This is a genomic window from Ruegeria sp. AB7 (assembly GCF_056542625.1).
Map to the genome: position 1 here is coordinate 18,867 of NZ_JBQGAC010000005.1, position 24,751 is coordinate 43,617.

At 57.2% G+C, this 24,751-nt stretch carries 26 protein-coding genes; 17 read left to right on the forward strand and 9 right to left on the reverse strand.

The genetic code is table 11. From position 1 onward, the window contains the following. Nucleotide 1 precedes the first annotated feature (1 nt). Together ACR0EN_RS13600 and rsmI are read right to left on the reverse strand one after the other, a co-directional pair. Nucleotides 2–373 carry a YraN family protein gene (locus ACR0EN_RS13600; RefSeq protein WP_170423764.1) on the reverse strand — a complete coding sequence of 124 codons (372 nt, stop codon included), beginning with the start codon at nucleotides 371–373 and terminating at the stop codon, nucleotides 2–4. Nucleotide 374: 1 nt separating this feature from the next. After that, complete coding sequence (gene rsmI / locus ACR0EN_RS13605) at nucleotides 375–1,232, reverse strand: 16S rRNA (cytidine(1402)-2'-O)-methyltransferase (RefSeq protein WP_480587226.1); 858 nt, start codon at nucleotides 1,230–1,232, stop codon at nucleotides 375–377. A gap of 87 nt (nucleotides 1,233–1,319) precedes the next feature. Here rsmI and ACR0EN_RS13610 point away from each other — a divergent pair, with 87 nt between their 5' ends. Genes ACR0EN_RS13610 through murJ form a run of 3 tightly spaced genes read left to right on the forward strand, consistent with a single transcriptional unit; the run spans nucleotide 1,320 to nucleotide 6,809 of the window. Next, nucleotides 1,320–2,492, forward strand: a complete 1,173-nt coding sequence (locus ACR0EN_RS13610) for a penicillin-binding protein activator (RefSeq protein ID WP_170395865.1) — start codon at nucleotides 1,320–1,322, stop codon at nucleotides 2,490–2,492. Beyond that, nucleotides 2,452–5,271, forward strand: a complete 2,820-nt coding sequence (locus tag ACR0EN_RS13615; RefSeq protein WP_170395863.1) for a [protein-PII] uridylyltransferase — start codon at nucleotides 2,452–2,454, stop codon at nucleotides 5,269–5,271. The genes ACR0EN_RS13610 and ACR0EN_RS13615 overlap by 41 nt, the downstream gene beginning before the upstream one ends. Continuing rightward, on the forward strand, nucleotides 5,268–6,809 hold the full coding sequence (murJ, locus tag ACR0EN_RS13620) for a murein biosynthesis integral membrane protein MurJ (protein ID WP_480587229.1): 1,542 nt from the start codon (nucleotides 5,268–5,270) through the stop codon (nucleotides 6,807–6,809). Before ACR0EN_RS13615 ends, murJ begins: the two co-directional genes overlap by 4 nt. A gap of 6 nt (nucleotides 6,810–6,815) precedes the next feature. Here the strand turns inward: murJ and ACR0EN_RS13625 are convergent, their stop codons facing one another. Then, nucleotides 6,816–7,502: a rhomboid family intramembrane serine protease gene (locus ACR0EN_RS13625; RefSeq protein ID WP_170423757.1), complete on the reverse strand. Its 687-nt coding sequence runs from the start codon at nucleotides 7,500–7,502 to the stop codon at nucleotides 6,816–6,818. Between the two features lie 86 nt (nucleotides 7,503–7,588). Here ACR0EN_RS13625 and trpS point away from each other — a divergent pair, with 86 nt between their 5' ends. Continuing rightward, nucleotides 7,589–8,617 carry a tryptophan--tRNA ligase gene (gene trpS, locus ACR0EN_RS13630; RefSeq protein WP_170423755.1) on the forward strand — a complete coding sequence of 343 codons (1,029 nt, stop codon included), beginning with the start codon at nucleotides 7,589–7,591 and terminating at the stop codon, nucleotides 8,615–8,617. A 67-nt stretch (nucleotides 8,618–8,684) separates the two neighbouring features. Here trpS and ACR0EN_RS13635 read toward each other — a convergent pair whose 3' ends face one another. Then, complete coding sequence (locus tag ACR0EN_RS13635; RefSeq protein WP_170626160.1) at nucleotides 8,685–9,734, reverse strand: Glu/Leu/Phe/Val dehydrogenase; 1,050 nt, start codon at nucleotides 9,732–9,734, stop codon at nucleotides 8,685–8,687. A gap of 129 nt (nucleotides 9,735–9,863) precedes the next feature. On the opposite strand from ACR0EN_RS13635, the gene ACR0EN_RS13640 reads away from it, so the two are divergent. The 13 genes from ACR0EN_RS13640 (at nucleotide 9,864) to ACR0EN_RS13700 (ending at nucleotide 20,821) form a co-directional block, all read left to right on the forward strand. Beyond that, nucleotides 9,864–10,325 carry an Lrp/AsnC family transcriptional regulator gene (locus ACR0EN_RS13640; RefSeq protein WP_170423751.1) on the forward strand — a complete coding sequence of 154 codons (462 nt, stop codon included), beginning with the start codon at nucleotides 9,864–9,866 and terminating at the stop codon, nucleotides 10,323–10,325. 59 nt (nucleotides 10,326–10,384) lie between these two features. Then, nucleotides 10,385–11,248 (forward strand): branched-chain amino acid aminotransferase, encoded by an 864-nt coding sequence (locus ACR0EN_RS13645; protein WP_480587232.1) that lies wholly within the window; start codon nucleotides 10,385–10,387, stop codon nucleotides 11,246–11,248. Nucleotides 11,249–11,321: 73 nt separating this feature from the next. Further along, nucleotides 11,322–11,777: a universal stress protein gene (locus tag ACR0EN_RS13650; RefSeq protein WP_074736907.1), complete on the forward strand. Its 456-nt coding sequence runs from the start codon at nucleotides 11,322–11,324 to the stop codon at nucleotides 11,775–11,777. 9 nt (nucleotides 11,778–11,786) lie between these two features. Further along, entirely contained in the window at nucleotides 11,787–12,380 is a 594-nt protein-coding gene (locus tag ACR0EN_RS13655; RefSeq protein ID WP_480587235.1) for a DsbA family protein, read from the forward strand. Between the two features lie 69 nt (nucleotides 12,381–12,449). Then, a complete protein-coding gene (locus tag ACR0EN_RS13660; protein ID WP_170395847.1) occupies nucleotides 12,450–13,013 on the forward strand; it encodes a NifU family protein in 564 nt (187 codons plus the stop codon). Next, nucleotides 13,003–13,593: a tRNA (adenosine(37)-N6)-threonylcarbamoyltransferase complex dimerization subunit type 1 TsaB gene (tsaB, locus tag ACR0EN_RS13665; protein ID WP_480587238.1), complete on the forward strand. Its 591-nt coding sequence runs from the start codon at nucleotides 13,003–13,005 to the stop codon at nucleotides 13,591–13,593. Before ACR0EN_RS13660 ends, tsaB begins: the two co-directional genes overlap by 11 nt. An 11-nt stretch (nucleotides 13,594–13,604) precedes the next feature. Further along, complete coding sequence (locus ACR0EN_RS13670) at nucleotides 13,605–14,021, forward strand: GNAT family N-acetyltransferase (RefSeq protein WP_480587241.1); 417 nt, start codon at nucleotides 13,605–13,607, stop codon at nucleotides 14,019–14,021. Nucleotides 14,022–14,156: 135 nt separating this feature from the next. Next, the gene (locus tag ACR0EN_RS13675) at nucleotides 14,157–15,155 is read left to right on the forward strand and encodes a BMP family lipoprotein (RefSeq protein WP_480587244.1); all 999 of its coding nucleotides are present in this window, start codon (nucleotides 14,157–14,159) and stop codon (nucleotides 15,153–15,155) included. An 81-nt stretch (nucleotides 15,156–15,236) separates the two neighbouring features. Next, nucleotides 15,237–16,766 (forward strand): ABC transporter ATP-binding protein, encoded by a 1,530-nt coding sequence (locus ACR0EN_RS13680; RefSeq protein WP_170395839.1) that lies wholly within the window; start codon nucleotides 15,237–15,239, stop codon nucleotides 16,764–16,766. A 3-nt stretch (nucleotides 16,767–16,769) separates the two neighbouring features. Beyond that, complete coding sequence (locus ACR0EN_RS13685; protein ID WP_170395837.1) at nucleotides 16,770–17,864, forward strand: ABC transporter permease; 1,095 nt, start codon at nucleotides 16,770–16,772, stop codon at nucleotides 17,862–17,864. Continuing rightward, on the forward strand, nucleotides 17,864–18,874 hold the full coding sequence (locus tag ACR0EN_RS13690; RefSeq protein WP_170423741.1) for an ABC transporter permease: 1,011 nt from the start codon (nucleotides 17,864–17,866) through the stop codon (nucleotides 18,872–18,874). The genes ACR0EN_RS13685 and ACR0EN_RS13690 overlap by 1 nt, the downstream gene beginning before the upstream one ends. Before the next feature lie 260 nt (nucleotides 18,875–19,134). Beyond that, complete coding sequence (locus ACR0EN_RS13695) at nucleotides 19,135–20,055, forward strand: sulfite exporter TauE/SafE family protein (protein WP_480587247.1); 921 nt, start codon at nucleotides 19,135–19,137, stop codon at nucleotides 20,053–20,055. A 1-nt stretch (nucleotide 20,056) separates the two neighbouring features. Further along, entirely contained in the window at nucleotides 20,057–20,821 is a 765-nt protein-coding gene (locus ACR0EN_RS13700) for a TIGR02186 family protein (RefSeq protein WP_170395832.1), read from the forward strand. Nucleotides 20,822–20,824: 3 nt separating this feature from the next. Here ACR0EN_RS13700 and ACR0EN_RS13705 read toward each other — a convergent pair whose 3' ends face one another. From ACR0EN_RS13705 to ACR0EN_RS13725, 5 genes are all read right to left on the reverse strand, one after another. Next, nucleotides 20,825–21,553 (reverse strand): SDR family oxidoreductase, encoded by a 729-nt coding sequence (locus ACR0EN_RS13705; RefSeq protein ID WP_170612897.1) that lies wholly within the window; start codon nucleotides 21,551–21,553, stop codon nucleotides 20,825–20,827. Beyond that, nucleotides 21,550–23,082, reverse strand: a complete 1,533-nt coding sequence (locus tag ACR0EN_RS13710) for an AAA family ATPase (protein WP_170566301.1) — start codon at nucleotides 23,080–23,082, stop codon at nucleotides 21,550–21,552. The genes ACR0EN_RS13705 and ACR0EN_RS13710 overlap by 4 nt, the downstream gene beginning before the upstream one ends. A gap of 60 nt (nucleotides 23,083–23,142) precedes the next feature. After that, nucleotides 23,143–23,781, reverse strand: coding sequence for an acyl-homoserine-lactone synthase (locus tag ACR0EN_RS13715; protein WP_170423735.1), 639 nt, complete (start codon nucleotides 23,779–23,781; stop codon nucleotides 23,143–23,145). Nucleotides 23,782–23,864: 83 nt separating this feature from the next. Continuing rightward, nucleotides 23,865–24,584 carry a helix-turn-helix transcriptional regulator gene (locus tag ACR0EN_RS13720; protein ID WP_170395826.1) on the reverse strand — a complete coding sequence of 240 codons (720 nt, stop codon included), beginning with the start codon at nucleotides 24,582–24,584 and terminating at the stop codon, nucleotides 23,865–23,867. Then, nucleotides 24,523–24,741 (reverse strand): hypothetical protein, encoded by a 219-nt coding sequence (locus tag ACR0EN_RS13725; RefSeq protein ID WP_152610760.1) that lies wholly within the window; start codon nucleotides 24,739–24,741, stop codon nucleotides 24,523–24,525. Before ACR0EN_RS13725 ends, ACR0EN_RS13720 begins: the two co-directional genes overlap by 62 nt. Nucleotides 24,742–24,751 lie beyond the last annotated feature (10 nt).

Consider the following 24,751-nt stretch of genomic DNA (forward strand, 5'->3'; position numbering starts at 1 on the left):
GTCAGTCCAAACCAAAGGCGTTTTCGATGATTTGAACAGTTCCAGTGTCATCAACCAGTGCCGCATCAAACCGAGTATTTGTCAGTTGACCAGCAGGCTCCTGTTCAAGAAACTGGGCAGCGGATGCGCAAATTCGATCCATCTGTCGGCGACTAATCCGAGCGGCTGCACGGTCAAAACTACGGCTTTTCTTAACTTCAATGAAGACCAACCCATCTGCGTTGCGCGCGATCAGATCTATTTCACCGCCAGCACCGCGCCACCTGCGTCCTGCGATTGAATAACCCCGTCGCGCGTATTCGGCGGCCACGCAAAGTTCGGCGGATTGTCCAGCGTGATAAGATACAGAACCCCGAACGGATCTCTGTGCCATATCATCCCTTTCCCAGCTTCAGAGCCATCTGATAGATCGGGCGGCGCGGCAGGCTGAACATCTCTGACACCAATTCTGCCGCATCACGCACCGAATGCGTTTGCAAAGCTTTTATCAATGCCTCTTCTACGTCAGAGTCCTTAACAGATTGCGAATGGGCGCGATCCACAAGCAGAACCACCTCGCCCTTTACCGATGCGCCCTCGTACTCTGTTGCCAGATCAGCGAGCGTCCCTCGGCGAGTTTCTTCAAACTTCTTCGTGAGTTCACGGCACAGGGCCGCCTGTCGGTCTCCACCCAAAATATCCGCGAGATCAGAGAGGCAGGCAGCCACGCGCTTCGGCGATTCATAGAAGACAAGCGTTCCGGGAACGCTGCGCAGGGATTCGATTCGTGAACGCCGTGCGCCAGAGGCATTGGGCAAGAACCCGGCAAAGAAAAATGCATCCGTGGGAAGCCCCGCCAACGTCAGCGCCGTCAAAACAGCAGACGGTCCCGGTGCACATGTCACGTTGTGCCCAGCCTCAGCCGCCTGGCGGCCTAAATCATAGCCGGGATCGGCGATCAGCGGCATTCCCGCCTCGGACGCGTAAGCCACCGATTGCCCTTGTTCCAGCGCCTCAAGTATTTTGCCCCGCGCGCCCGCGCCGCTGTGATCGTGGTAGGCCAATATGCGGCGCCCTTCGAGCGGCACGCCGTGGATTTCCATCAAACGTCGCAAGCTGCGCGTATCTTCGGCAGCAATCATGTCTGCCGAGGCCAAAACATCGAGCGCCCTGAGCGTAATATCGCGTGCCGTCCCGATTGGGGTGGCAATAAAGTACAGCCCAGCGGCCAATCTGATCTTTTGGAAATTCAAAGCTGGACCCTCACAGCGTGACGTTTATTATCGCGGTTCAATAGACCAAGGTGCCCTCAGACGCCGGATCAGGGAGTTTTCTTTTAGATGTTTACCGTTTGCAAGCCCGCACGCAAACTGGCGAAATCCGCCATTGTACTGGCCACGGCCGCTTTTCTGGCCGCCTGTGAAGTCGGCGGCATCAGCGGAGGCCCCTCGATCGACACCTCTGACCCGGTTCCGGTGGCCCTGTTGGTCCCAAGCGGATCACCTCAGTCTGGCGATGCGGCCCTTGCCCGTAGCCTTGAGAACGCAGCGCGGCTGGCTATAGCGGATTTGCCGAACGTCAAGATTGATCTGCGCGTCTACGACACGGCCGGCAATGCCGGAACGGCCTCGGCGGTTGCACAGCAAGCTGTAGCGGACGGGGCCAAGATCATTCTTGGGCCAGTGTACGCACAAGCCGCAAACGCGGCAGGACTTGCGGTGCTAAACAACAATGTGAACGTGCTGTCCTTCTCGAACAACACCAGCATTGCGGGCGGCAATGTCTATGTGCTTGGCCCCACTTTCCAGAACACGGCCAACAGGCTGGTGAACTACGCCGGACAGCAGGGTAAAAACAGTACTGTCATTGTGCACAGCAATGACTCAGCGGGCCAGCTAGGCCAGTCTGCCATCGCTGCCGCGCTCAGCAACAGCCGCGTCAACAATGCGGGCACAGTTGGATATGACCGGTCTCAGCAGGGCGTGATCGATTCTGTTTCGGCGATTAAAGCAACGGTCGATTCGACCGGCGCAGATTCGATTTTCCTGACCGCGACAACCGCAGGCGCGCTGCCGCTTTACAGCCAGTTGTTGCCCGAGGCTGGTGTGTCTCCTGCGACAACTCAGTATATCGGCCTGACACGTTGGGACATTCCAGCCCAAACGCTGGAATTGCCTGGCGTACAAGGTGGCTGGTTCGCACTTCCCGATCCGGCAAAGGCACAGGCGTATCGCCAGCGTTACAACAACACCTACGGTGAGGCACCACACCCGATCAGCGGGCTTGCCTATGACGGAATCGCTGCGATCGGAGCCTTGGTTAGCCAGGGCAAATCGAACGCGTTGACAGGTGCAGCATTAACCCAGAACGCCGGTTTTCAGGGTGTCGGCGGTATTTTCCGCCTGCGGCCGAACGGTACGAACGAACGCGGTCTGGCTGTTGCCACGATCCAGAACAAACAGGTGGTTGTGATTGACCCTGCCCCACAAAGCTTCTCTGGCGCCGGATTCTAATCGACCGGCGCAGGGCTCTGCGCCCGATGTCAATCTGATCTGCGCGGCTGACGAGATTTTTAACAACGCCGAGGTCAATGCCAACCTGTCCGCCGCTGTTGAAATCAGTTCGGACAACGCAGCCTTGCGCGCCGAGACGGTGCGCATTCTGCGAGAGGCGCAAAAGACAGGCCGCAAGGCGATTGCGGACGCCTTTGCCGAGCGCCCATTTGATGCACTGCCGCTGACGCATTCCTATACCTATCTGACGGACCAGATGGTCGGCACAGCAATGCGCATCGCCAGCGAGCATCTGCATCCGCTGGCAAATCCCACGCAAGGCGAGAAAATCGCTGTGCTGGCAGTGGGAGGTTATGGCCGGGGTGAGATGGCCCCGTCATCCGATGTAGATCTGCTTTTTCTGACGCCGTACAAAATCACCGCCTGGGCCGAGAGCGTGATCGAATCCATGCTCTATATTCTCTGGGATCTGCGGCTGAAGGTCGGTCACTCTTCACGCACGATCAAAGATTGCCTGCGTCTGGGGGCTGATGATTTCACCATCCGTACCGCCATGCTAGAACAACGGTATCTCGTCGGGGATCAGCCCCTTGCGCAAGAACTTGAAGCGCGCCTGAAGACCGATCTTTTCAAAGGCACCGAGCGGGAATTTATCGAAGCCAAGCTGAAAGAGCGCGATGAGCGGCACCTGAAGCAGGGTGAACGCTATATGGTCGAACCCAATGTCAAAGAGGGCAAGGGCGGCTTGCGCGACCTGCAATCGCTCTACTGGATCGCAAAATATATCTATGGCGTAACGGATGTGGCCGAACTGGTCCCTATGGGCCTCTTTACGCCCGAAGAGTTTGACGAGTTCGCGCAAGCCGAAGAATTCCTCTGGGCCGTCAGGTCTCATTTGCATCTGGTGACGGGCCGCGCGACGGAACAACTGACCTTCGATCTGCAGGTCGAGGTGGCCGATCGTATGGGATATCAAGACCGCGCCGGTCGGCGCGCCGTCGAGGTGTTCATGCAACGCTATTTCCGCGAAGCCACCCGTGTGGGCGAATTGACACGGATTTTCCTGACCAAACTGGAAGCCTCGCACATGAAGGGCGCGGCCTTGCTGGAACGTATTTTCCGCCGTCGCCCCCGCGTCAAGGCCGGTTACCGCGTGGTCCATGGCCGCCTGGATATCGCGGACCCTGACACGTTCCTGTCAGACAAGGTCAACCTGTTACGGTTGTTCGAAGAGGGTTTGCGCACGGGTATGCTGATCCATCCCGACGCAATGCGGTTGGTAACGGCCAACCTGAATCTGATCGACGATGAGATGCGCAACGACAAAGAGGCGCGGCGCATCTTTCTTGATCTGATGCTGAAACACGGCAACCCCGAACGTGCCCTGCGACGCATGAACGAGTTGGGGGTTCTGTCAGCCTTTTTGCCCGAGTTTGAGCACATCGTGGCGATGATGCAGTTCAATATGTATCACAGCTATACGGTGGACGAGCATACGATCCAGTGCATTGTCAATTTGGCGCAGATCGAGCGAGGAGAGTTAATCGAGGAACTGCCCTTGGCGTCATCCATCCTGGAGGGTGGTGTTAGCCGAAAGGTTCTATACGTGGCTCTGTTGCTGCACGACATCGGCAAAGGACGCCCCGAAGATCATTCGATTCTGGGTGCGCAAATCGCGCGCAAAGTGGCACCACGATTGGGGCTGAGCAAGGCGGATTCTGAAACCGTCGAATGGCTTGTACGCTATCACTTGCTGATGTCCGATATGGCGCAAAAACGCGACATCTCAGACCCGCGCACAATCCGCGATTTCGCGAAAGCTGTTGCCACCGTCAAACGGCTGGACTTGCTGACGGTGCTGACAGTCTGTGACATCCGCGGTGTCGGACCAACGACCTGGAACAACTGGAAGGCTACATTGCTGCGCGCTTTGCATGCTGACACCAAACACGCACTGGAATCCGGGATGGAGGCGCTTAACCGAGCCAATCGTGGAGATGGGGCGAAAAAGCGGTTGCGGGCCGAATTGGAAAACTGGTCCAAATCTGACCTGAAAACCGAAACCGGGCGGCATTATGATCCGTATTGGCAGGGACTGAACCTTTCGACACATGTCGAATTCGCGGAAATGTTGAAATCGCTGGAGGACAGCGGCGATCCGGGTGCCGTAGAAATCCGTCTGCATCCGGATGAGGATCGCGACGCCACCCGCGCGTGTTTTGCCATGGGTGATCATCCGGGTATTTTTTCTCGCATAGCGGGGGCACTTGCCCTTGTAGGAGCCAACGTGGTTGATGCCCGCAGCTATACGACGAAAGACGGATATGTAACTGATGCGTTCTGGGTTCAGGACGCCGAGGGCCATCCCTTCGAGGCCACGCGCCTGCCTCGGCTGACCCAGATGATTCACAAGACACTCAGGGGTGAGGTTGTCGCACGGGACGCATTGAAATCCCGCGACAAGATCAAGAAGCGCGAACGCGCCTTCAACGTCCCGACCCATATCACCTTCGACAACGAAGGTTCAGAGATTTACACGATCATCGAAGTCGACACCCGCGACCGGCCCGGACTGCTATATGATTTGACGCGCACGATGGCAGCCGCCAATGTCTATATCGCTAACGCAGTGATCGCCACCTATGGAGAACAGGTGGTCGACACGTTCTATGTCAAGGATATGTTCGGCCTGAAATACCACTCTGAGGCCAAGCAACGCGGGTTGGAAGCCAAGCTGCGCGCGGCCATCACCGAAGGTGCCGAGCGGGCCGCATCATGAAGCCGATCCGCCTGATTTCGGGCTTTTTCACCGTTGGGTTCTGGACCTTGGCAAGCCGCATTCTGGGCTTTTTGCGGGAAATCCTGCTGACCGCTTATATCGGGCCCGGACCGGTGATGGACGCTTTCGTCGCAGCCTTCCGACTACCCAATATGTTCCGCCGCTTCTTTGCCGAGGGCGCATTCAACGCAGCCTTTGTTCCAATGTTTTCAAAACGCCTTGAAGGCGGCGAAGACGCCGAAGGTTTCGCACAGGATGCGTTTAACCTGTTGGCGGTGGCGGTGTTGGCGCTAGTCGGTCTGGCGATGGTCTTCATGCCCGCGTTGGTTTGGATAACCGCCGAAGGATTCTATGGTGATGAACGCTTCGATCTGGCGGTGGATTATGGTTACGTCGTGTTCCCCTACATCCTGTTTATGTCCCTCGCTGCGCTGTTTTCCGGAGTATTGAACGCAACCGGGCGCTTCGCCGCTGCAGCCGCCGCTCCTGTGCTGCTGAACATATTCGCCTGCTCCGCGTTAATCTTTGGCGCGATATCTGGTGGAGAAATCATACGCTTGCTCATCGCGGTCATCCCAGTCGCAGGCATCGCGCAATTAGCGCTTGTCTGGATTGCGACTGAACGCGCGGGAATTCGCATTCGGCCCGGTTGGCCAAAGCTCAGCCCGGAAATGCGCCGCATGGTGCGGATCGCGGTTCCTGCGGCGTTGGCCATGGGCGTAACGCAAGTCAATCTTGTGGTCGGACAGCTTGTGGCATCAAAAACCGAAAAGGCAGTCAGTTGGCTGTTTGCCGCAGATCGTTTGTATCAACTGCCGCTCGGAGTGGTTGGCATCGCCGTCGGCATCGTGCTGTTACCCGACCTGTCACGCCGCCTGCGTGCAGACGACAAAGATGGAGCACGCAATGCCTTTTCACGGGCCGGAGAGTTTACTCTGCTGCTGACCTTGCCTTCAACGGTTGCCTTTATGATCATCCCCGGCCCGTTGGTCTCGGTCCTGTTCCAACGTGGCCAGTTCAGCGCCGAAGATACAGCGGCGACCGCCTTGGCCGTGGCCATCTATGGTATCGGGCTGCCCGCATTCATGCTGCAGAAGCTACTGCAACCTTTGTTCTTCGCCCGCGAAGATACCAAATCACCGTTTCGATACGCAGTGGTTGCGATGGTGGTGAATGCCGGACTTGCCTTTGGGCTTTATCCCATTGTCGGGTGGATTGCGCCCGCAATCGCAGCGTCGACTGCTGGCTGGGCCATGGTTGCGCTGCTTGCAATCGGCGCGCGCAGAATGGGCGACGAAGCCCGATTTGATGACCGGTTCAAACAGCGGATCTGGCGGGTCGTGGCGGCATCGGCTGGCATGGGGGTGGTGTTGTTTGCGGCCATTAACCTCTTCGGCTGGACGTTCGAAGTACCAGGCTGGCGTTACCTTGCGCTTCTCGTGCTCATTGTAACTGCGGCGGTGGCCTACTTCTTGTTGGGGCACATCTTTGGCGCCTTCCGGATTTCGGAGTTCCGAACAGCGCTGCGCCGTAGCTAATGCGCATCAATCGCGTCGCGTTTTGCTGAGGATGCGTGCCCAGCCACCCGGAGCCAGAAAGAAAGACAAACCAAACCCGGTGGCAAAACCGCCCAGATCGGCGACCCAATCCGAGGTCCCACCGAAGATCAGACCGAACAGCAACTGAATGCCCATAAGAACCGCGATCAGGCTGAATGCGCGCGATTGGTTTTCACCCACCAGAGAAAGCTTGCGCCACAGCAGCCAAGTGAACGCGCCGATTAGCCCATAAACCGGAGGAAACCCGCCAACCAGTGGATATGGCGGGTTCAACAGCACCGCATAGGCCAACGCTCCGCCGACACCGGACAAGACGAATATGATCAGCATGGCGACGCTGCCAAAGACCTCAGCCACCATCTTCCCCATCGCCAGAACAAACACGCAGACAAACACAGCTTGTGTGAAATTGGCCTGAACAAAGGGATATGTGACAAAGCGGATCACATGTTCGAACGGCCAGCGCCCGTTCTGGACCATCCAATCGAATATATCGGGCGAAAACGTATATTGCTGCAACGCATCCAAGCGCCAACCAACAGCAGTCGGCCCTCCGACCAAGCCCCTGCTGCCAAGCAAGAAGATCAGTTCAATCCCGATGATGAACAGAACCAGCGCCACCACGACCGGCGGCAGAGGGTTCACGGGCGGTGTATAATGCTCACTGCTCATTGGGCTGGCCTTTCGCGGCTGTTGACGTCCCTTGGCCTCATGGGTAAGCGACGGGGGCTGATTTTTCCAGACAGGAGTTTCCTTCGATGACCGAGACCCAATTCACGCCGCGCGTGTTTTCCGGCATCCAGCCTTCAGGAAACCTGCACTTGGGTAATTACCTGGGTGCACTTAAACGTTTCGTGGATATGCAGGGGCCGGAATACGAGACCGTCTACTGCATGGTCGACCTCCACGCGATTACTGTCTGGCAAGATCCGGATCGTCTGCGTGAAAAGACCCGCGAAGTTTGCGCGGGGTTCATTGCCGCTGGTCTGGATCCCGAGAAATCCATCCTGTTCAATCAGAGCCAGGTGCCCGAGCACACACAGCTGGCCTGGATTTTCAACTGTATCGCCCGGATCGGCTGGATGCAGCGGATGACGCAATTCAAGGACAAGGCCGGTAAGAATGCGCAGAATGCTTCGCTGGGTCTGTTCGCCTATCCTGCCCTGATGGCGGCAGACATTCTGGTCTATCACGCGACCCATGTGCCTGTTGGTGAAGACCAGAAGCAACATCTGGAACTGACGCGCGACATCGCAATCAAGTTCAACCATGACTATGGCGTCGATTTCTTTCCGGTAACCGAACCGGTCATCGGTGGGCCTGCGCCCCGTGTGATGAACCTGCGTGACGGGTCCCGGAAGATGTCGTCGTCAGACCCGTCTGATATGACGCGGATCAACATGACCGATGATGCCGACGCCATCGCCAAGAAGATCCGTAAAGCCAAGACCGACCCGGACGCTTTGCCATCGGAGGTCGATGGCCTTGAAGACCGTCCTGAGGCGCGCAATCTGGTGAATATCTATGCCGCGCTTAGCGACCAGACGGCCGCACAAGTGCTGGCTGAGGTTGGCGGGAAGCAATTCGGTGAGTTCAAGCCAATGTTGGCAGAACTTGCGGTCTCGAAACTCTCACCCATTTCAACCGAAATGGCGCGCCTGATGGGCGAAGAGGCCGAGATTGATCAGATTCTCGCCCGAGGTGCTGAACGGGCACGTGCAATCGCGGCCCCGATTCTGCAGCAGACCTACGAGATTGTCGGGATGGTCGGCGCGGGCAAGTCCTGACCACGCGATCGCAATCCAAAAAAGAACGCCGCCCTTTCTCGGGCTGCGTTTTTCGTTCCGTCGGCTCTTATGCCGCCTGCAGGCTCAGCATCTCGTGCACGATGGATTCCGCAACTTCGTGCGGGCTGACCGCTTCGGCTTTGGCCCGTGTCAGGATGCGATCCATCGTCTGCTCCAGCGCCTGCAACCTACCGGCGACCCAAGCTTCACGCTCTGCGACACGCAGGATTTCCGTCGCCACATTCACGATACCACCGCCATTGGCGACGAAGTCAGGGGCGTAAAGAATGCCACGCTCGTGGAGCAACTGCGCGTCCCGATCGCTGGACAACTGATTATTTGCCCCTCCGGCCACAGCGCCGACTTTCAGTAATGGAATACTCGTTTCGTTCAGGATGCCGCCGATCGCACAAGGCGCAAAGATATCCGCTTCAATGCCGTAGATCTCATCGGGTGCAACGACCCGTGCCGCAAACCGTTCGGCCACGCGGGCCGCTTGCCGGGTGTCGATGTCAGTTACGATTAACTGCGCACCAGAATCGTGCAACAACTGGCACAAATGCTCGCCTACATGGCCAAGCCCCTGAACCGATACAGTCAGGCCTTTCAGGCCAGAAAATCCAAACCGGTGCTGCGCTGTCACCCGGATAGCATTGAATATCCCGCGCGCCGTTATCGGAGACGGATCACCGCTGGCGAACTCACCTTCCGCCAGCCCAGCCACAAATTCGGTTTCAGACCCGATATGCGCCATATCTGCAGGCGTCATACCCATATCTTCTGCCGTCCAGTACAGACCGTTCAAACCTTGAATCACGCGCCCAAAGGCCCGCAAAAGTTCAGGTGATTTATCCTCATGAGGATCCCCGATAATGACAGCCTTGCCTCCCCCGAGCGGCAGATCAGCCGCGGCGTTCTTGAACGTCATGCCCCTTGCCAGTCGCAAAGCATCGTCCAGGGCCTCGGCTGGGTGGCCGTAAGGGCGCATACGCACACCGCCCGCAGCGGGGCCACGTTGCGTTGAGTGGATCGCGATGTAGCCCAATAGACCAAGTGAGTTATCTTTGAATTCGACCACGCGCTCGTGCTCTGGCGCGTCTACGATGGTGATGTCCATTCTTCTCCTCCGGAGTGCTTCCGAGAGTTTGCCACCTATCGTCGAGTGATTTTCACCCTTTTGTCACTATATCAGGGAAATTTTTGGTGCTAACATCTAAAATTGAAAACTTTTGTGGAGTTTTTCGCCATGGATGATATCGATTCCAAGATAATCCGCGCCCTTCAAAACGATGGCCGTATGACTGTCATCGATTTGGCGGAGCATGTCGGGCTGTCCCCGACACCCTGCGCACGGCGTTTGGATCGGCTGCAACGGGACGGGATTATCACCGGCTACGCCGCACAGGTCGACCCCGAGCGGCTTGGATTCGGCGTTACAATCTTTGTGTCTGTCGAGTTGGAGAAACAGGATCGCAACGCCATCGATTCCTTCGAAAAGGCGATTCGTCGCTGCGACGAGGTGATGGAATGCTACCTTATGACCGGATCACGCGACATTCTGCTGCGCGTGGTTGCCAAAGACCTCAATGCGTTTGATGCATTTCTGGAAAACCGGCTTATGAAAATTTCGGGCATTCGAAACCTACGATCAAACTTCGCTTTGCGCACCATGGTCAAACGCGAAGCGCTGCCTCAGCACCATGGATAATCTGCTGGACCTTGCGTCAGCCCCAACCTAGGTTTCCCCGAAGCTTGAGGGAGGGCGCAATGGCAGTCGGCAAAAACATCCGCACCTATTTCAACGGCCAATGGCATGACGGGGACGCACCGATCATGCGCGCTGCTGACCATGGCGCATGGCTGGGCTCATCGGTGTTTGACGGAGCCCGGTACTTTGATGGTATGACCCCGGATCTGGATGCCCATTGTGCCCGCGTGAACCGTTCAGCCGAGGCGCTGATGCTGACACCTTCTGTAACAACCGAACAGATGGTCGATCTAGTTCACGAAGGGTTGCAAAGTTACGCACCTGACACCGCCGTTTACATTCGCCCCATGTATTGGGGCATCGACGGGGATCACACCGCCATCGTCCCTCAGGAAAACAGCACTGGCTTTGCCATCTGTCTTGAAGAAATCCCAATGGCACCCAAAACCGCCTCGGCGACGCTGACAACCACTCGGTTCCGCCGCCCTGTTCTGGAATCCGCTGTGGTCAACGCAAAGGCAGGGTGCCTGTATCCGAACAATGCCCGGATGTTGCAGGAGGCACGCAGCAAGGGCTTTTCAAACGCCCTTGTGGCCGACGCGATGGGGCATGTGGCCGAGACTGCGACCGCAAATATCTTCATGGCGCGCGATGGTGAGGTTTTTACTCCAATCCCCAATGGGACATTCTTGGCCGGGATTACACGCGCGCGGCATATTAAGAACCTGCGCGCCGACGGGGTAACCGTGCATGAAACCGTGCTGAGTTTCGATGACTTTCACGACGCGGACGAAGTGTTCATGAGCGGTAACATGAGCAAAGTGACGCCAATCACCGCGCTGGATGACATCCAGTATCAGGTGGGCCCAATCGCCCGTCGCACACGCGAGATGTACTGGGATTGGGCTGCAAGCAATTGCTGATCTGCTCCTTTTCTGTTTCAGTTGCCACTGCTTACCCTGTGAGGCATGATCCCGAAAACAAACGAGGACAAACATGCGCAAGTTCCTAGTCGTTCTGGACGACAGCCGCGAATGTCTGAACGCCATGCGCTTTGCCGCTATGCGTGCGGCACATACTGGCGGCGGGGTTACGGTTCTTTCGGTAATTCCACCGGACGAATTCAACCACTGGATCGGTGTTGCCGAGGTGATGCGCGAAGAAGCGCGTGAACGTATTCACGCCCATTTCGAGGTGTTCGCCAAATGGATGCGCGACAAACAGGGTGTCGAGCCCGAATTGGCAATCCGTGAAGGCGATCCGGTGGCCGAAATCATTGAACATGTCCAATCCGATCCCGAGATCGGCGTATTGGTTCTGGGTGCAGGTACTGACAAAAAAGGCCCCGGACCGTTGGTGACACAACTGACCCGGAACTCTGGAAGTTTGCCCATTCCTATTACTATCGTGCCCGGCGATCTGAGCAAAGAGAAGCTGGAAGCCATCACCTGAGGTGAATTTATGTCCGCGAAGCTGCAGTTTTGGTTCGACTTCGCATCGACCTATTCTTATCTCAGCGCGATGCGTATCCAGCAGGCGGCTTCGGAATATGGAGTTGCCGTAGAATGGCACCCATTCCTTCTGGGGCCGATCTTTGCTGAACAGGGATGGAAAAACTCGCCGTTCAACCTCTACCCTGCAAAAGGTCGGTACATGTGGCGGGACATGGAACGGCTTTGCGTCGCGCGCGATTTACCTTTTCGGCGGCCTGAGCCATTTCCGCAAAACAGCTTGAAAGCAGCAAGGCTAGCGCTGGCGATCGAACCAGCTGATCAACGGGCAGCCTTTGTACGCACTGTCTATTCTGCGCAGTTTGGTTCCGGTCGTGATATATCGAATCCGGCGGTTCTGGTTGAGTGCCTTACCAAATCTGGCGTTTCGACTGATCTGATGGATCGGATAAGCGACCCCGCGATCAAGGCTGCCTTGTTCGAGCAAGTTACTCAGGCCAAGGCTAAACACATCTTTGGTGCGCCGAGTTTCGTTATTGGGGACGAGCTGTTCTGGGGTGATGATCGTCTGGATGATGCGATTTCTTACGCCGCCGCAATTTAGAACGGTTCCAAATCTTGACTTCCCCCGCACGGACGCGCATATCAGGTGCATCTTAGACGGAGCCGCGCCATGTTCATTCAAACCGAGTCCACACCCAACCCGGCCACACTAAAATTCCTACCCGGCCAGACGGTTCTGGAAGCAGGCACCGCTGATTTTCCAAGCGCCGACGCTGCAGAAAAATCTCCGCTCGCCAAACGCATATTCGGTGTAAACGGCGTAACAGGCGTGTTCTTCGGCAACGATTTTGTCACGGTAACCAAATCTGATGACGTGCAGTGGGATCACATCAAGCCCGCAATTCTCGGCGCTGTGATGGAGCATTACCAGTCCGGCCAACCGGTTATGGGCGCAGGCGCAGAGACCGCCTCGGGCCACGCTGAACACACCGGCGAAGATGCAGAGATTGTCAACCAGATCAAAGATCTGCTGGATAGCCGCGTGCGTCCTGCTGTGGCTCAGGACGGCGGTGACATCACCTTCCACGGCTTCGACCGCGGCGTTGTTTATCTGCACATGCAGGGAGCCTGCGCGGGCTGTCCTTCCTCGACCCTAACGCTGAAAATGGGGATCGAGAACCTGTTGCGTCACTACATCCCCGAAGTGACCGAGGTTCGCCCTGTTGCCGTCTGAACCGACGATTTTGGCATTCGATACATCGGCCGCGCATTGCGCGGCCGCTTTGCTGCGAGAGGGCAAGATTATCGCATCGCACGCCGAGGCGATGACTCGTGGGCAGGCGGAACGGTTGATGCCCTTGCTTGAAGAAATCCTGACCCGGAACAATTGCACATGGCGGCACCTTGATGCGATCGCCGTCGGAATCGGCCCCGGGAATTTCACCGGCATCCGAATCTCGGTATCCGCAGCGCGCGGGTTGGCGCTTGGGCTTGGTGTGCCGGCGGTTGGGGTGTCGGGGTTTGATGCAGTTGCGGAAATTGCGCCCGACGGGCATCTCCCGGCGATAGCTGCACCGCGCGATCAGGTTTATGTGCAGCCTAAGGGGCGCGCGCCTTACCTGACCTCACGTCATGCCACTGACGATATTGGTCCCTTGTATTTCTGCGAGGACCCAGAACAGCAGGCCCGTGCGATCGCCCAGGTGGCTGCTGGTCGTTGGACGACAGTTCAAGCGCCACCTGCTCCGCTTTATGTCCGCCCTGCAGATGCGGCTCCCTCCAGCGATGTACCACCGGTGCTTTTGGACGAATGACACCACAGGACATGGCAGAAACCCACGCCGCAGCCTTCACGCAGTCACGCCCGTGGAGCGCTGAAGAATTCAGCAATCTGATTGCCAATCGCTTTACCCATGTTGTTGGCGACAAACGGTCTTTCGCCCTCATTCAAGTGATCGGCGAAGAGGCCGAGCTGCTCACGATCGCGACACGTCCAGACTATCAAAGACGCGGGCTGGCGCGGCGCATCATGGCAGACTGGCACGCCAAGGCACGAGAACTCGGTGCAATCCGTGCATTTCTGGACGTTGCCTCAGATAACCATTCGGCGATATCTCTGTACCAAACCAGCGGATACACGCCATGCGGCAATCGCGCAGCCTATTATCATCGCAAAAGTGGCCCAAACGCCGATGCGATCGTCATGGAACGCCCCTTGAGCGAAAAATATTCGCTTTTTTAGACCATATGGTCAAAAATGTGTTGACCGAAGCTGTTGCAAACAGCTTCAATTCCCGCCATCACAACAGGTATGCTCGCTCTGAGTGGGTACCGGGGGATTAAGCCCCGGACCGATAACAGCCAACGGGAGTAACAAATGACATTTATGAAATCCTTGATGGGCGCAGCCGCTGCGGTTGCACTAACAGCAGGTGCTGCTATGGCAGAACCGGCCCTTATCTTTGATCTGGGTGGCAAGTTCGACAAATCGTTCAACGAAGCCGCGCATAATGGCGCTCAGCGTTGGGCGGAACAGACCGGCAAAAGCTATCGCGAGATCGAGCTTCAGTCGGAAGCGCAACGCGAACAGGCGCTTCGCCGCTTTGCCGAAGCAGGCGCAAACCCGATTATCACAATGGGCTTCGCCATGGCCGATCCATTGGCTGCAGTGGCAGGTGACTATCCGGATACCAAATTCGTTGCGGTCGACGTGACCTGGCTGGAAGCCCCGAACATTCGCCAGATCGGATTTGCCGAACATGAAGGATCATACCTGGTCGGCATGATGGCGGCGATGGCGTCCCAATCCGGCACAGTGGGCTTTATCGGTGGTATGGATATCCCTCTGATCCGTCACTTTGGTTGTGGTTATGCACAAGGCGCGAAGTCCGTAAACCCGGACATCAACGTTGTTGCCAATATGACAGGCACCACCCCTGCAGCATGGAACGACCCGGTGAAGGGCTCGGAGTTGACCAAAGCACAGATCAGCCAGGGTGCTGACGTGATTTACGCCGCTGCGGGCGGTACCGGTGTTGGCGTTCTGCAAACCGCAGCCGACGAAGGCATCCTGTCAATCGGTGTCGATAGCAACCAGAACCACCTGCACCCGGGCAAGGTCCTGACCTCGATGCTCAAGCGTGTGGACGTTGCTGTATATGACGCCATGAAAGCTGGCGAAGACGTCCAGACCGGTGTTTACACCATGGGTCTTGCACAAGATGGCGTTGGCGTTGCGATGGATGAAAACAACGCGGAACTGGTGAGCGAAGAAATGAGCTCGGCCATTGAAAGTGCCCGTCGCGACATCATCGATGGCAACGTAACCGTTGTCAGCTACTACGAGAACGACAGCTGCCCTGCACTGCAGTTCTGATGTAACTGGGGGCGGGGGCCATGGCCTCCGCCCTGCACCACTCTGCCGCATGCGGCCCTTTCGGCAACCCAAGGACAAGATATGACCGTCCCCGCCATTGAACTCAAAGGGATTTCCAAAGCCTTTGGGCCGGTTCAGGCTAATAAAGATATTTCCATCAGCGTCGCCCGCGGAGCGATCCACGGGATCATCGGTGAAAACGGAGCGGGCAAATCCACGCTGATGAGCATCCTCTACGGATTTTACAAAGCCGACAAAGGCGAAATCTGGATCAACGGCACCAAGACCGACATCCCTGACAGCCAGGCGGCGATCGCCTCGGGCATCGGGATGGTGTTTCAGCATTTCAAACTGGTCGAGAATTTCACCGTTCTGGAAAACATCGTTCTGGGTGCGGAAGACGGTGGGCTGTTGGCTCCGTCGCTGGCGAAAGCCCGGAAAGAGCTGAAAGATCTAGAGGAAGAATACGAACTGTTCGTCGACCCTGACAAACGCATCGATGAGATCGGTGTGGGCATGCAGCAGCGGGTTGAGATTCTCAAGGCGCTCTACCGCAAGGCCGAAATTCTGATTCTGGACGAACCCACGGGCGTTCTTACCCCTGCCGAGGCGGACCAGCTGTTTCGCATTCTCGACCGGCTGCGGTCCGAGGGTAAAACAATCATCGTGATCACGCACAAGCTGCGCGAAATCATGGAGAACACCGATACGGTTTCGGTTATGCGCCGTGGTGAGATGACCGCCACCGTCAAAACAGCTGATACCAATCCGCAGGCACTGGCCGAATTGATGGTTGGCCGCAAGGTCTTGCTACAGGTTGATAAGGTGCCTGCACAGCCGGGCAAACCGGTTCTGGAAATCGAAAACCTCAGCGTCACCGATTCGGCCGGTGTCGAGCGTGTCAAAGGCATCGACCTAACCGTTCGTGCGGGTGAGATCGTTGGCATCGCGGGCGTTGCTGGCAACGGGCAGTCCGAACTGCTTGAAGTTTTGGGCGGTATGCGACCCGGGGTAGGCTCGATCAAACTGAACGGCGAACCTCTGGCGTTGCACGGCCCCGGATCGGACGGGCAAGCGCGGCGCGCCCGACATATCGCTCATGTCCCCGAGGATCGGCAGCGCGAAGGTCTGATCATGGATTTTCACGCGTGGGAGAACGTGGCGTTCGGCTACCACCGCGACCCTGCTTACAAACGCGGGCTGTTCATGGACAACGCTGCCCTGCGTGCCGACACCGAAGCCAAGATCGAGAAGTTCGATGTGCGCCCGCCCAATGGCTGGCTGACGGCGAAAAGCTTCTCGGGCGGCAATCAACAGAAAATCGTCGTTGCACGAGAAATCGAGCGCAATCCCGATCTGCTGCTGGTGGGCCAGCCCACACGCGGCGTGGATATCGGTGCCATCGAGTTCATTCATAAACAGATCGTCGCCTTGAGGGATCAGGGCAAAGCAATCTTGCTGGTCTCGGTCGAGCTGGAAGAGATCTTCTCACTCTCGGACCGGATCGCGGTCATGTTTGACGGACATATCATGGGCGAGCGTCTGCCCGCCGAGACGGATGAAAAAGAACTAGGCCTGCTGATGGCCGGTGTTGCAGGAGAGGCCGCCTGAACCATGGATAAAATGCCCAAATGGGCCGATGTGGTGCTGATCCCGCTAATCAGTCTGCTTCTGGCCACAATCCTTTCGGCAATCGTCATCCTTGCCATCGGGGAAGATCCGCTTGAGGCGGTAAATCTGATGGTCACTGGGGCCCTAGGGTCAACCTACGGCTGGGGCTATACACTTTATTACGCAACGAACTTCATCTTCACCGGACTCGCGGTTGCAGTTGCCTTTCACGCGCGCTTGTTCAACATCGGCGGCGAGGGTCAGGCCATGCTGGGCGGACTGGGCGTTGCCATCGTCTGTCTATCGGTCCCTTGGCCGCATTGGACAATAGCTTTGCTGGCCGCCTGTGCTGCTTCGATGATCTTCGGTGCAGCCTGGGCCGCGATCCCGGCCTATCTGCAGGCGAAGCGGGGCAGCCATATCGTGATCACCACGATCATGTTCAATTTCATCGCTGCCGCTTTCCTGAATTACATGCTGGTCAACGTCATGCGCCCGCAAGGGTCGCAAGACCCAGCAACGGCTCGTTTCCCCGAGGCAGTGCATCTCCCGACTTTCCAGTCGATGTTCTCGAGCGCCGAAAACATCGTTTTCCGAGGTGCGCCTGCCAACATCTCGTTCTTCGTCGCAATCCTTGCGTGTTTTGTTGTCTGGGCGCTGATCTGGCGAACTCGGTTGGGCTATGAAATCCGCGCCTACGGCCATTCGGAAACCGGTGCCGTCTACGCCGGTATCTCGCCTGTACGCATCACGATTATTGCCATGCTGATCTCGGGCGCTCTGGCGGGCCTGATGGCAGTCAACAACGTGATGGGCGAAGCCGAGCGGTTGGTGCTGAACGCAACCGAAGGCGCGGGTTTCATTGGAATTGCCGTGGCACTGATGGGTCGGTCGCATCCATTCGGGGTATTTCTAGCCGCTATTCTGTTTGGGTTTCTGTATCAGGGCGGGGCCGAACTGGCGCTTTGGACATCGATTCCGCGCGAACTGATCGTGGTCATCCAAGCGCTGGTCATTCTGTTTACCGGAGCACTGGACAACATGGTGCGCATGCCGCTTGAAAAGCTGTTCATGGCGCTTCGGAAGGGGTCGGCCTGATGGATTTCTTCCTGACACTCATCCAGGTTCTGGATTCGACCATCCGACTGGCTACGCCTCTGCTGCTTGCCTGCCTGGCCGGACTATACTCCGAGCGCGCGGGCATCTTCGACATCGGCCTTGAAGGCAAGATGCTGATGTCAGCATTCTTCTCGGCTGCCGTCGCCGCCGTAACCGGTTCGGTGTGGCTGGGATTGCTGGCCGGGATCGCGGCATCTCTGGTCCTTTCGGCGCTACACGGGTTTGCGTCGATCACGTTTCGGGGCAATCAGCTGATCTCGGGGGTTGCGATCAACTTTCTCGCCTCAGGTATGACCGTTCTTGTCGCCCAAAGCTGGTTCAAGCAGGGTGGTCGTACGCCATCATTGTTCGGTGAAGGGCGGTTTGAATCCGCAGAATTCCCTTATGCGATCGGACCAGCTGACGCCGAACTGACAGGCCGTCCGGTTTCCGAGCTGATGTCTGAAACCAATGCGCTGCATATGGCCTATTCCGAGCTTCTGTCTGGCCATTCCATTCTGGTGTACGTGGCTTTCCTTATGGTGCCACTGACTTGGTGGATTCTGTTCCGCACCCGGTTCGGGCTGCGTCTGCGCGCGGTCGGAGAGAATCCTGCGGCGGTGGATACTGCTGGAGTTTCGGTTGTAGGTCTCCGCTACGCAGCGGTTGCGATTTGCGGCGTACTTTGCGGCATCGCAGGTGCCTACCTGGCCACCGCGCTGCAAGCAGGCTTTGTGAAAGAGATGACCGCCGGGCGCGGATTTATCGCACTGGCTGCTCTGATCTTTGCAAAATGGCGTCCGTGGCACGCGATGTGGGCATGCCTGTTGTTCGGGCTGTTGCAGGCCATTGCCTTGCGGTTCCAGAACATCGATTTGGGCGGGGTCGTGATCCCGGTGCAGGTCATGGACGCTCTGCCCTATATCCTGACCGTGGTGATTCTTGCCGGGTTCGTCGGCAAGGCCATACCGCCACGCGCAGGCGGCGAACCATATGTAAAGGAACGCTGATAGAGCCAGTTCAGGACTGCCCCTCAGTCCTGTTTGCTGCAAAGCGGCATACAGAGTTGATTTTGTATGCCGCAACCGCTCTAAGGGGGTATGGACGTGTCCCGCATCAGTTCCGCAGCCATGCTATCGACTATTTTCAGGTTGAGCCACGGAAACAACTAGATGGCCCCACCTGGCACGCGCGCTTCGTCTGTTGAGATTTATGTTACCAATGGCTTTGCCACACCGCGTGGTACGGCCTCTCCTGTCTAGAAGAAGCCATGCAGATTTACCTCCCGATTGCCGAAGTATCCGTAAACGCGTTTCTACTGTTTGGACTGGGTGGAATGGTGGGCATTCTGTCTGGAATGTTTGGCGTTGGCGGTGGGTTTTTGATGACCCCACTGCTGTTCTTCATCGGCATTCCGCCTGCGGTTGCGGTTGCAACCGAGGCAAACCAGATTGTTGCTTCATCATTTTCTGGGGTGCTGGCGCATTTCAGGCGCCGAACCGTGGACCTTAAAATGGGTACAGTCCTTTTGGTCGGAGGGCTGACAGGCGCTGCGTTGGGTGTTGTTGTCTTCAACTATCTCAAGAGCCTCGGTCAGGTCGATCTGCTGGTCAAACTTTGCTATGTCGTATTTCTGGGCATCATCGGCAGTCTGATGTTTGTCGAAAGCCTGAACGCGATTAGAAAAACGCGGAAAGGCGGCACGCCGCCTCCGAAACGACGCCAGCGCGGTTGGGTGCACGCCATGCCGTTCAAGATACGGTTTCGGACGTCGGGCCTGTACATCTCGGTCATTCCACCGCTTGTCGTAGGCCTGTTTGTCGGTGTCCTGTCTGCTATCATGGGTGTCGGCGGCGGGTTTATCATGGTGCCCGCGATGATCTACCTATTGGGCATGCCGACCAAGGTTGTTGTCGGAACTTCGCTGTTTCAGATCATCTTTGTAACCGCCTTTACCACTATGCTGCACGCCACCACCAACTATACAGTTGATGTCGTGTTGGCGGTTCTTCTACTCGTCGGTGGCGTAGTTGGTGCCCAAATCGGAACAGTCATCGGTGCCCGAATGCCGGCTGAACAACTGCGCGTTTTGTTGGCGGCTCTGGTGCTTGTCGTCTGCGGCAAGCTGGCGCTTGATCTTCTGCTTCAACCCGCCGAGCTGTATTCGCTTGGCGATGCGGGAGGGCACTAAGATGCTACGCCTGATTGCTCTTCTTTGTCTGATCTGCCTGCCAGCCTACGCAGCCGAAGAACAGGTTGTTCTGGGCCTAAGTCAGGATCGGGTGTCGATTACCGCCAATTTTGACGGATCCGAAATACTGGTTTTCGGCGCGGTAAAGCGCGAAGCCCCGATCCCGGACGGTCCACCGCTTGAGGTCATCGTATCGGTGGTCGGCCCATCCGAACCTGTCACCGTACGCCGCAAAGAGAAACGGTTCGGGATCTGGGTGAATACCGACAGCCTTGTTGTTGATCTGGCTCCAAGCTTTTACGCCGTTGCCACCAGCGCCCCGTTTTCCGAGGTTCTGACCCAGACCGAAGACCTACGCTATAAGGTTTCGATCGAGCGTGCCATCCGGTCGGTCGGTGCGGACATGAGCATTCAGGGCGCACAGGATTTTTCCGAGGCGGTCATCCGCATCCGCGAAGATGAAGGGCTGTACTCGATCCGGGAAAACACAGTGGCTGTGGACGAACAGACGTTGTTCCGCACATCAATCGACATGCCGTCTGACCTAACCGAAGGCGACTACAGCGCCCGTATCTTCCTGACACGAGACGGAAAGGTGGTCTCGACCTTTGAAACCTCGATCGGAGTACGCAAAGTCGGGCTTGAGCGGTTCTTGTACGCGATGTCGCGCGAACAACCCATTTGGTACGGGCTTATGTCACTGGCCATCGCGATTGCCGCCGGTTGGGGCGCTTCGACAGCCTTCCGCCTACTGCGCGAGAACTGATCGTCACCCGCGACCGATATAGGGCATGGTCGTGGCCATAACGGTCATGAATTGCACATTCGCCTCAGGCGGCAGTTCGGCCATATGCAGTACCGAGCGGGCGGCATCCCCGACATCCATGGTGGGATCAGGGTCGCGGCCTTCGGCAAGTGCCTCATCGACCAGCCCTTGCACCATCGGGGTGCGCGCATTTCCGATGTCGATCTGACCACAGGCAATTCCAAAACTCCGCCCGTCCAGAGACAGGCTGCGCGTCAGACCGGTAATCGCGTGTTTCGTCGCAGAATAATGCACCGAGTTCGGGCGCGGCACATGAGCAGCGATTGAACCGTTGTTTATGATGCGCCCCCCCTGCGGCGCCTGAGCCCGCATTGCAGCAAATGCAGTCCGTGCACACAGGAACATGCCGTTCAGGTTCACATTGACCGAGCCGTACCAATCCTCAAGCGCGATCTCGTCGATGGTGCCACCAGGGGCAAAAATCCCGGCATTGTTGAACAGCACGTCCAGTCGCCCGGTCTGTCGGGTGAATGCAGTAAAGGCGTTTGCAACGGCATCCGGGTCAGTCACATCGGCAACCAGCGGGATCGCCGAGGCGTTATGCTGTGCCATAGCATGAAGTTTGTCAGCGCTGCGGGCCAGAAGCCCGACAGTCCATCCTTCTGACAGAAACAGCTCGGCGGTGGCGCGGCCTATGCCCGAGCTTGCGCCGGTCACGATGATCGTCTTCATGTCTCTTCCGCCTCCAATGTCAGGGATGGTGCCGCAACCGCACGCAGGTCATCCACACGCAACGGGTGGGTCGGTTTCGACAAGCGGTTCCGCACTACCCAGATTAGCCTCTCCTGTGCGCGGGTTATGGCGACATAAGCTAAGCGCTTCCACAACGGTTGCCCGGCCTCAGTACGGCCCATGCGGGCGGCTGCGTAGATGTCTGGCGCAAAGACCTGAACCGTGTCCCATTGCGACCCTTGCGCCTTATGGATCGTCACAGCGGCACCATGCAGGAACGTTGCCCCCATACGGGCAGCATAGGGAATGAACGGCTCCTCCTCATCGGGCTTTTCAATCTGCACGATCGACGCCGCCGAGACCTGAGGGTCTTCGGCCCCCATCACATGCAACCGCGAAAAACCCGGCTTGCGACCAGGGCCAAGATAGATGACCTGTGCGCCTTTGATCAGCCCGCGCGCCTCAAGGTCCAGCCGCTTTTTGCGGTGCTTCAACGGCAGCTCAATGCCGTCACAAATCAACGGTTCCCCTTCCAGTAGTTCAGTTTCCGGCGCGCCATGTACGGTGCGGAACGCCTGAATCAGCCGGATTCGGGTCGCATTGCGCCAGACAAGAACCGGGCTGCGCGCCATCAGATCAACTTCTACCCGCTGTCCCCAGACAACGCGGTCATCCTTTCGGGCAGTGTCCTCGATCAGACGTTCGAAATCCTCAAACCCCATGGCCGGATCGGATAGAGCATGGGCGAGGTCTAGGATCGGGTTATCCGCAGTTTGCCGATGCACGCGATGCAGGATTTGTTTGCGCGGCTCTGGCAACCCGTCGAACACCATCGAGCCTGATTGGTTAACCGGCGCCAACTGCGCCGGGTCACCAAATAGCAACAAGGTTGGAAAGATTTCCTTTAGATCCTCGAATTGCCGGTCGTCTAGCATCGAGGCTTCGTCCACAAAACCGATATCCAGCGGCTCTTCCCGACGTTTCCAGCCGGTGATGAAATCCGAACCGCGCAACCCAGCAGCGGCCAGCGCACCGGGGATGGATTTGTTGTTGGCGTAGAACGCGGCTGCGCGGTCCAGCGCTTCGTCTGTCAGCCCTTCGATCTCGGGCCGTTCGTCATTGCCCGCTAGCCATTCGGCGATCCGCTCGTATTCAGGGTCGTAAACAGGCGTATAGAGGATACGGTGGATCGTGGTCGCGGGCACCCCACGCAGCCGCAATACGCTGGCGGCCTTGTTCGTCGGCGCGAGGATCGCAAGGCTGCGCTTGTCGCGGGATTTGCGGCTTTCGAAATCACCCGAGATCAGGTTGACCCCCGTCTCGGCCAAAGCTTTGTAAAGCTCTGCCAGCAACAGGGTTTTGCCCGATCCAGCCTTGCCAATAACAGCCATCACACCAGACTTTCCGTTGCCGGGCAGTTTCAGCAGAGCGTCGTCTTCAAGGTCTACTCCGGCGCCTCGCAACATCTCGGCAATGTTGTCAAAAGCGGCAGCCTGATCTTCGGAAAATGTGACTTGGGGCAAGGACATGGCGCGACCCTACAGGGACGCGCCGCGCGCTGCCAGATGCCGATTGGTTTTTCCGTATGCTTATGCCGACAAAGCGAACCGGTGCTGTGCGCCATGGCCAAATGCTGTCTTGAACCACAGGCGCGACAACTCTCGCGGGATGCCTGCACGGGCTGCTACACGGTTGCAATCATCCGCTGAATAAGGCCACAGGCCGACCGAGATCTGATCGCGCCCTTTCCCTTCGGTGCCCAAAACCACCGGAGACGATCCGATCATACGGTAGATCCGGATCATGCGGGCATCAAAAACGCCCGCTATGTGGGTCAGGCCAAACCCTTCCATCACCTCACCGCCGCTCAGCATGATGGCCCCAGCAGTATGAGCGCTGGCGTTGCGCGAGAGGCAAAAGCGAGTGACCTCCCAGATTAGTGGGCTTCGGATCGGACTGCCCCCGGTGAGATGTCCGAATATGTCGTTCACCATGACCGGACCGGTCGTCGGTAGGATCCGCATGGACCCGCCATGGCTGCCATCTGCCTCTTCCCAAATCACATAGAGCGGGTTCAGGTCATCGTACTGATCCCGCTCTTCCCCCTTTTCATTAACCTTAACATCCCAGCCAAGGCGGGTTTTGAACTGATCCGCGCGATCCCTGAACATCCCCCTGGCCAATTCCGGAAAGTTATGCAGCTCATCGGCATACAAATAACGCAACATGACGTGTTCCCCTTATCGTCCATAGTTGGAACAAAGGGGGTACGAACACGTGGTTAATTTAAGGTGAGACCACCGTACGGTCGTTAAACGACTATTAATCCTCTACTGAGTGCAGTGGCGATTGCATGAGTCGTATTTTGCGCACCGAGTTTTGAGCGTGCGCTTTCGATATAGGCCCTGAGCGTATGCTCAGAAATGGAAAGCGAGTGCGCCACCTGCGCTCGGCTATACCCCAGCGCCAGCAATGTCATTGCATCGATTTCGCGGGGCGAGAGCCCCCGCATGTTGTCCGGCTGCCGTTCTTTTGCAAATTCCAGCGCTTTTCGATTGAGGAAATGCGCCACCAATATGAGATCTCGGCCATACGTTTCGACAAATGCCTGCCATGCGATGTCATCACAGCTGTTGTTGACCGTAAACAGCGCGAATTGCCCGCCTGGCCCCCGCAGCGGGATCGAATAGCCCTGATTGCCGACGCCATGTTCCTGCGCGTCCTGCAGGAAGGCCTTTACTGCTTTGCCCGACCAGTTCAGCTGTTTCCAGTCCACAGCGTGAAATCGCTGAAAACAACCCAGAATAACCGGATCAATACGATGATAATTCCTGTCTCGATACCGTTCATCCCAGGCATCCGAATAAGTCGTGAACCCGTATTGATCCCCGGCCCCATCAACCCAATGATATGTCATATGGTCAATTTGCAGCTTGTCCCGCAACTGGACTGCTACGCTGGTCAGCTCGTCAAGCGTGCTGGTGCTTTCCAAATCCCCTAGGATCTGGCTCAAATCGAATTTTCTTCCCATTCGCGGGCGCGCAAGCCTCATCCTTTGAGGACGCAATCTCGGCCGCGGCGATCAGTCTTGTGTCGTCAAGCTGCTCGGCCAGCGCGCTCAACCCATTCGCCACAGCAAAGGCGTTGAGGTCCGACAGAACGTCCAAAATCCACTCATTTTGCGCCATCAGGGTGTCC